At 70.6% G+C, this 6,799-nt stretch carries 7 protein-coding genes and 1 riboswitch; of the genes, 2 read left to right on the plus strand and 5 right to left on the minus strand.

Annotation, left to right across the window (positions count from 1 at the left end):
- Positions 1-13: 13 nt before the first annotated feature.
- The 5 genes from ACZ61E_RS15475 to clpS form a co-directional block, all read right to left on the minus strand.
- Positions 14-1,000 carry an ABC transporter substrate-binding protein gene (locus tag ACZ61E_RS15475; protein WP_469700141.1) on the minus strand — a complete coding sequence of 329 codons (987 nt, stop codon included), beginning with the start codon at positions 998-1,000 and terminating at the stop codon, positions 14-16.
- A 41-nt stretch (positions 1,001-1,041) separates the two neighbouring features.
- Positions 1,042-1,194, minus strand: a riboswitch (cobalamin riboswitch).
- The gene (locus ACZ61E_RS15480; protein WP_469700142.1) at positions 1,175-1,588 is read right to left on the minus strand and encodes a M67 family metallopeptidase; all 414 of its coding nucleotides are present in this window, start codon (positions 1,586-1,588) and stop codon (positions 1,175-1,177) included. It overlaps the preceding riboswitch by 20 nt.
- Before the next feature lie 116 nt (positions 1,589-1,704).
- On the minus strand, positions 1,705-3,165 hold the full coding sequence (locus ACZ61E_RS15485; RefSeq protein ID WP_469700143.1) for an amino acid permease: 1,461 nt from the start codon (positions 3,163-3,165) through the stop codon (positions 1,705-1,707).
- A 308-nt stretch (positions 3,166-3,473) separates the two neighbouring features.
- A complete protein-coding gene (locus ACZ61E_RS15490; protein ID WP_469700144.1) occupies positions 3,474-4,088 on the minus strand; it encodes a DUF2017 domain-containing protein in 615 nt (204 codons plus the stop codon).
- Positions 4,088-4,393 (minus strand): ATP-dependent Clp protease adapter ClpS, encoded by a 306-nt coding sequence (clpS, locus tag ACZ61E_RS15495; RefSeq protein ID WP_469700145.1) that lies wholly within the window; start codon positions 4,391-4,393, stop codon positions 4,088-4,090. The genes ACZ61E_RS15490 and clpS overlap by 1 nt, the downstream gene beginning before the upstream one ends.
- 200 nt (positions 4,394-4,593) lie before the next feature.
- Between clpS and ACZ61E_RS15500 the strand changes: the two genes are divergently transcribed.
- On the plus strand, positions 4,594-5,949 hold the full coding sequence (locus ACZ61E_RS15500) for a nicotinate phosphoribosyltransferase (protein WP_469700146.1): 1,356 nt from the start codon (positions 4,594-4,596) through the stop codon (positions 5,947-5,949).
- Positions 5,950-6,085: 136 nt separating this feature from the next.
- A complete protein-coding gene (locus ACZ61E_RS15505) occupies positions 6,086-6,670 on the plus strand; it encodes an isochorismatase family protein (protein WP_469700147.1) in 585 nt (194 codons plus the stop codon).
- Positions 6,671-6,799: the final 129 nt, after the last annotated feature.

A 6,799-nucleotide genomic window follows, 5' to 3' on the forward strand; every position in this document is an offset into this window, starting at 1 on the left:
CGGCGGGAGCCCTCTAGAGTCCCGCCCCTGGGTGGAGTTGGGCCGCGAGGCGCCGGACGGCGGCGGGGGCGCGGACGCCGAGGACGGCGTCGGAGAGCGGCAGGACGGCGAAGCTCCTGTTCCTGATCGCCGGGACGTCCTTCAGTACGGGGTCCTCCAGCAGGCGCTTCTTCTTCTGCGCGACGGTGGTGGCGCCGTAGTCGTAGATCACGATCGTCTCGGGCTCGCGGGCCACGACCTGCTCCCAGGTGGCGTCGCCGAAGGACTTGTCGAGGTCGGCGAAGACATTGCGTCCGCCGGCCCGCCGGATCAGCTCGTTGCCGATGCCCCTGCCGCCCGCGGTGAACGCGGTCTTGTCGCCGCTGTCGTAGACGAAGACCGGGACGGGCTCCACGTCCTCGGTCGCGGCGGCGGTGGTGGCGAGGGTGGTGCGCGCTCCGGCGGTCCACTTCTCGGCGCGGTCGGCGACACCGAAGGTACGGCCGACCTCGCGGACCTCGCGGAACACGTCGTCCATGGAGGTCCGGCCCTCGGCGCAGCTCTCCAGGTTGAGCCGGGTGTCGATGCCGGCGTCCTTGAGTTCGTCGCGGGTGCGGCCGTCCTTGGCGGCGAAGGCGCTCGCGTAGCCGCCGTAGACGAAGTCGGGGTTCGCGGCGAGGAGTCTCTCCTTGGAGGGGTACTCCTCGGCGATGACCGGGACGCTGTCGTACGCCTTCCGGTAGGCGGGGAGGACGGCGTCGTCCAGCCAGGCGGTGCCGATGAGGGAGTCGGTGAGGCCGAGCTCGATCATGATCTCGGTGACGTGCTGGTTCATCGTGACCACGCGCTTCGGGGGTGCCTCGAAGGTGGTCCGCACACCGCAGTTGGTGACGGTGTACGGGAATCCGCCGGCCGGTGCCCCGGAGGCACGGACGGGGTCCGGGGTGGCGCCGCAGGCGGCGAGCGGGAGCAGCAGCGGTAGCAGGACCGCCGGTATGAGCGCGTGGCGTCGCGAGGGCATGACTGGGCCTCCTCCGGGGGATTTCCGCGTCCCCTGGCATGGTGGGAGAAGGGCGACAGGTCAGTTCCTGGCTTCCGGGCCCCCGCTCGCGCGCGGGGCCCGGTCACAGTGGCGGGACCGTGCCGGATTCACACCGGCTTCCTGGGTCCTGCCGCCCTGGACGGCGTCAGTTTGTCAGACGACCTCGACCTCTTCCTCCGTGACCTCGCCGTCGACGATGCGGTACGAGCGGAACTGGAAGGGGCCCATGTCGTCGGTGTCGGCGGTGGAGACCAGGACGTAGTGGGCGAACGGCTCCATCGCCAGGTCGATGTCCCGGCGGGAGGGGTACGCCTCGGTCGCGGTGTGCGAGTGGTAGATGACCACCAGGTCCTCGTTGCGCTCGCGCAGCTCGTCGTCGAGCTTCTTGTGGTCGTCCGCGTCGAACTCGTAGAACGTGGGCGAGCGGGCCGCGTTGAGCATCGGGATGAAGCGCTCGGGCCGGTCGCTGTCCTCGGGGCCCGCGATCACGCCGCACGCCTCGTCGGGGTGGTCCGCCCGCGCGTGGGCGACGATCTGGTCGTACAGCGCCTGGGTGATGGTCAGCATGGGGTGAAGGATAGACAGGTGGCCTCCGTGTGTGAGACACGGAGGCCACCTGGTGAGACGGGTGCCGGGACGCCCGGCGGCCGACGGGGAGCCGCCGGGACGTCGCGGGGTGGGTGTCAGTCGCCGGCCTTGGCGAACTCCGGCTCGTTCGGGCCCTCGGGGGCGCGCGCCGCGAGTTCCGGGTTGCGGCTCTTGAGCAGCGCCCAGCCGCCGACGAGGAACACCGCCCAGAGCGCGCCGACGTACAGCGAGACACGGGCGTCGGAGTCGTAGGCGATCAGACAGGTCACGAAGGACAGGAACGCCAGCGCCACCCAGCTCAGGGCCGAGCCGCCCGGGGCCGGGAACGGGGACGTCGGGAGCCGGCCCGCGACGACGGCGGAGCGGTACTTGATGTGGCTGATGAGGATCATCATCCAGGTCCAGATACCGGCGGCGGTGGCCACCGAGGTGACGTACAGGAACGCCTTCTCGGGGACGACGTAGTTGAGGACGACGCCGATGCCCATCAGCGCGACGGACGCCGCGATGCCGGTGGCCGGTGTCCGGCGCCTGTTGAGCCTGCCCAGGGCCTTCGGCGCCTCCTTGTTGGCGGAGAGGTCGCGGAGCATCCGGCCGGTGGAGTACATACCGGAGTTGCAGGACGACAGCGCCGCCGTCAGCACGACGAAGTTGACGATTCCGGCGCCGAGCGGAATGCCGATCCTGGCGAACGCGTGCACGAACGGGCTCTCGCCCTCGCTGAACTCGGTCCACTTCACGACGGCGAGGATGACGGTGAGCGCGCCGACGTAGAAGACGATGATGCGCCACGGCAGCGTGTTGATCGCCTTGGGGAGCGTCTTCTCCGGGTTCTCGGACTCGCCCGCCGTGACGCCGACGAGTTCGACGGCGAGGTAGGCGAACATGACGCCCTGGAGGGTCATCAGGCTGGAGCCGATGCCGTTGGGGAAGATCCCGCCGTGCTGCCAGAGGTTGCCGGTGGCCGCGGTGTCGCCGGCGTCGGAGAAGCCGAGGGTCAGGACGCCGAGGCCGATGACGATCATGCCGATGATGGCGGTGACCTTGACCATCGAGAACCAGAACTCGACCTCGCCGAAGATCTTGACGGAGATCAGGTTGACGCCGAAGAGCACCAGGAGGAACACCAGGGCGCTGACCCACTGGGGGATCGCGGGGAACCAGAAGTGGATGTAGATCGCCGCGGCCGTGAGCTCGGCCATGCCGGTCACGATCCACATGAGCCAGTACGTCCAGCCGGTGACGTAACCGAAGAACGGGCCGAGGAACTCGCGGGCGTACTCCGCGAAGGAGCCGGAGACCGGCCGGTAGAGCAGCAGTTCGCCGAGCGCCCGCATGATGAAGAAGATCACCACGCCGGCGAGGGCGTACATCAGGATGATGCTCGGCCCGGCCTTGGCGATGTTCGCGCCGGCGCCCATGAACAGACCGACGCCGATGGCGCCGCCGATCGCGATCATCTGGACCTGGCGGCTGCCGAGTCCGCGTTCGTAGCCCTCCTCCGAGGTGTCCGCGGAGGGCCTGTCCGAGGTGTTGTCGACCTGTGGGGAGGTCATGGTGATGCGCCCTTTCTCCCTAGCCTGTGCCGGTGGTCGTGAAGATTTACCACGGGCCGGGCCGCGATCCGCGGAGGCGGCTGTGGCGCGGCACACAGGAAGAAGCGGACGAATCTCCCCCCGAATCGCAAAGCGTGCGGGGGCGGTGACGCGATCGTTGTCCGGAGTTGAGTGTCCGCCGAGGAAGCGGAGCATGTCCGTCCGGAGACGGTGTGACGGAGGCGGTCGGACCCTGTGACGGGCCCGTCGCGGGAGCGGGGCGCGGAGGCCGGACCGGCGGACCCGTCAGGGCATCACACACCGGACCGTCACGGCATCATCGTCTCGACGAGCGTCTCCTGAAGCGCCCCGAGCCACAGGTACGCCATCACCATCGGCTTGCGCGGGTCGGAGTCCGGCAGCCGGTACAGGCTCTCGCCCTCGTCCTCGTCGGAGACGTCCAGCCTGCTGCCGATCGTCAGGCGCAGGTCGTTGAGCGCGCCGAGCCAGTGCCGGCAGTCGTCGGGCGTCAGCTTCAGTACGGCCCCGCCCTCGCCGGACGCGGAGAGGGCGTCCAGGCCGCGGACGACGGCCAGGCCGTCCGCACGCTTGCGGTCACGCAGGTCGTTCTCCGTGAAGCGCCTGAACTCGGAGGCGTACGCGCGCAGTTCGTCGTCGGTGTCGTCGCCGAAGCCGTAGGCGTCCGGAAAGAGCCGGGCGAGCGCGGGGTCGGACGGCGGTTCGCTGGGCCCCTCCGCGAAGTAGGGCGGCCATGGGGCCTCCCCGCCGACGGCGGGGGAAGGGTCCTCGCCCTCGGCCGGTTCGTCGCCGGGGCCGATCAGTTCGAGGAGCTGGACGGCGAGGGAGCGCAGGATCGAGATCTCGATCCCGTCGAGGGCGACGGCGGCGCCACCTCCGGGGATCGCCTCGAACTGCCCGGCCATCAGCGGGTGTCCTGGGAGAGCGTGGCCCACAGGCCGTATCCGTGCATGGCCTGCACGTCGCGTTCCATCTCCTCGCGGCTGCCGCTGGAGACGATGGCGCGGCCCTTCTGGTGGACGTCGAGCATCAGCTTGTGCGCCTTGTCCTTGGAGTAGCCGAAGTACGTCTGGAAGACGTAGGTCACATAACTCATGAGGTTGACCGGGTCGTTGTGGACGATCGTCATCCACGGCACGTCAGGTTCCGGGACGGTGAACGTCTCCTCGGCCGACTCGGGAAGTTCGATCTCTGTCGGGGCAACACTCACGGTTCGGGACGACCTTCTTCTCCGCCGGGGGTCCCGGGAATCGCCCCGGGATGCACAGCCTCACAGCCCCATGCTGCCACCCGGAGGGGCCTGTCGCACAAACGGCGGCCCCGGAGCCCGCCGAGTCGCCTCCGACCCGCCGGAAGACGGCCGTTCCCTAGAAATCGTCAAACTGACGAGATCCCTGTAGCATCGCTCGTATGAACTCTGCGGAACTTGAGAAGGGCCTGGTGAAGGACGAGGGCGGCCGACGGGTCGGAGTTCCGTCGACCGCGCTCTTCACCGACCAGTACGAGCTGACGATGCTGCGGGCGGCGCTGCGGGCGGGGACGGCCGAGCGCCGCTCCGTCTTCGAGGTGTTCACCCGGCGGCTGCCCGAGGGGCGGCGTTACGGGGTCGTCGCGGGCACCGGGCGGGTCCTCGACGCCGTCGAGAACTTCCGCTTCGACGAGGACGTGATCGGCTTTCTGCGCGAGCGCGGGATCGTCGACGGCGCGACGCTCGACTGGCTCGCCGGCTACCGCTTCACCGGGGACATCTGGGGCTACCAGGAGGGCGATGTGTACTTCCCCGGCTCGCCGATCCTGCGGGTCGAGGGCTCCTTCGCCGAATGCGTGCTGCTGGAGACGGTGATCCTGTCGATCCTCAACCACGACTCGGCGATCGCCGCCGCCGCCTCCCGGATGTCGGCGGCGGCCGGCGGGCGCCCGCTGATCGAGATGGGCGCGCGCCGCACGCACGAACTGGCCGCCGTCGCCGCGTCGCGCGCCGCCTACGTGGGCGGCTTCGACACCACGTCGGACCTGGCGGCCGGGTTCCGCTACGGCATCCCGACGGTGGGCACCAGCGCGCACGCCTTCACCCTGCTGCACGACAACGAACGGGACGCGTTCCAGGCGCAGGTCGACGCGCTCGGCAGCGGTACGACGCTGCTCGTGGACACCTACGACGTGGCGGAGGCGGTCCGTACGGCCGTGGACGTCGCCGGGCCCGGGCTGGGCGCCGTCCGCATCGACTCCGGCGACCTGCTGCTCGTCGCGCACCGGGTGCGGCAGCAGCTGGACGAGCTGGGCGCGGTGAACACCCGGATCGTGGTCACCTCCGACCTGGACGAGTACGCGATCGCCTCGCTGGCCGCGGCGCCGGTGGACGCGTACGGGGTCGGCACCCAGCTGGTCACCGGCAGCGGCAATCCCACCTGCTCGATGGTGTACAAACTGGTCGCCCGTGCCCACTCCGGCGATCCGGGGGCGCCGCTGCACGCGGTGGCGAAGAGGTCGACGGGCGGCAAGACGTCGGTCGGCGGCCGCAAGTGGGCGGCGCGGCGGGTGGACGCCGAGGGCCACGCGGAGGCCGAGGTCGTCGGGACCGGGCCGGTGCCCGCGGACCTGCTGGACCGGCAGCTGCTGGTGGAGCTGGTCAAGGGCGGTGAGGTGGTGGCGCGCGAACCCCTGGACGCGGTCCGGGACCGGCACGTCGAGGCACGTGCGGCGCTGCCGATGTCGGCGATCCAGCTCTCGCGCGGAGAGCCGGTCATCCCGACCGTCTACATGTGACGGACACGAGGTTCGGAGGAGGTATGGCACGCATGAACGGACGTCGACCGGGAACGCCAGGCTCCGAGAGGCCAACCGGCACGGGACGCCATAGGCTCGGTGACCCCCGCCCGCTCCCCACCGAAGGACACCCGCCATGCACCGCGCACTGATAGTCGTGGACGTCCAGAACGACTTCTGCGAGGGCGGCAGCCTCGCGGTGCCGGGCGGCGCCGACGTGGCCGCCGCCATCACCGATCTGATCGGCCAGACGACGGCCGGTTACCGCCATGTCGTCGCGACGCGTGACCACCACGTCGATCCGGGTGACCACTTCTCGGCGCGCCCCGACTTCGAGCACTCGTGGCCGGTGCACTGCGTGGCGGGTACGGAGGGCGTGGGCTTCCACCCGAACTTCGCGCCCGCGGTCGCCTCGGGTTCGATCGACGCGGTCTTCGACAAGGGTGCCTACGCGGCGGCGTACAGCGGCTTCGAGGGCGCCGACGAGAACGGGGTCCGGCTCGCGGAGTGGCTCAGGGCGCGCGAGGTGTCGGAGGTCGACGTGGTCGGCATCGCGACGGACCACTGCGTACGGGCGACCGCCCTGGACGCAGCGAGCGAGGGATTCACCACCCATGTGCTGCTGGACCTGACGGCGGGCGTCTCCCGGGAGACGACGGACCGCGCCCTGACCCAGCTGCGCGACGCGGGTGTCCGCCTGACGGGCAAGCCGGTGGTGTAGCCCCCGGTGGGGGGGGGGGCGGGGGGGGGGGGGAGGGGAGGGGGGGGGGGGGGGGGGGGGGGGGGGGGGGGTCAGGGTCGACATCAGGGGGGGGGGGGGGGGTGTTGGGGTGTTTGAGGGGCCCTGGTG

This window comes from Streptomyces sp. NPDC104581 (assembly GCF_055583685.1).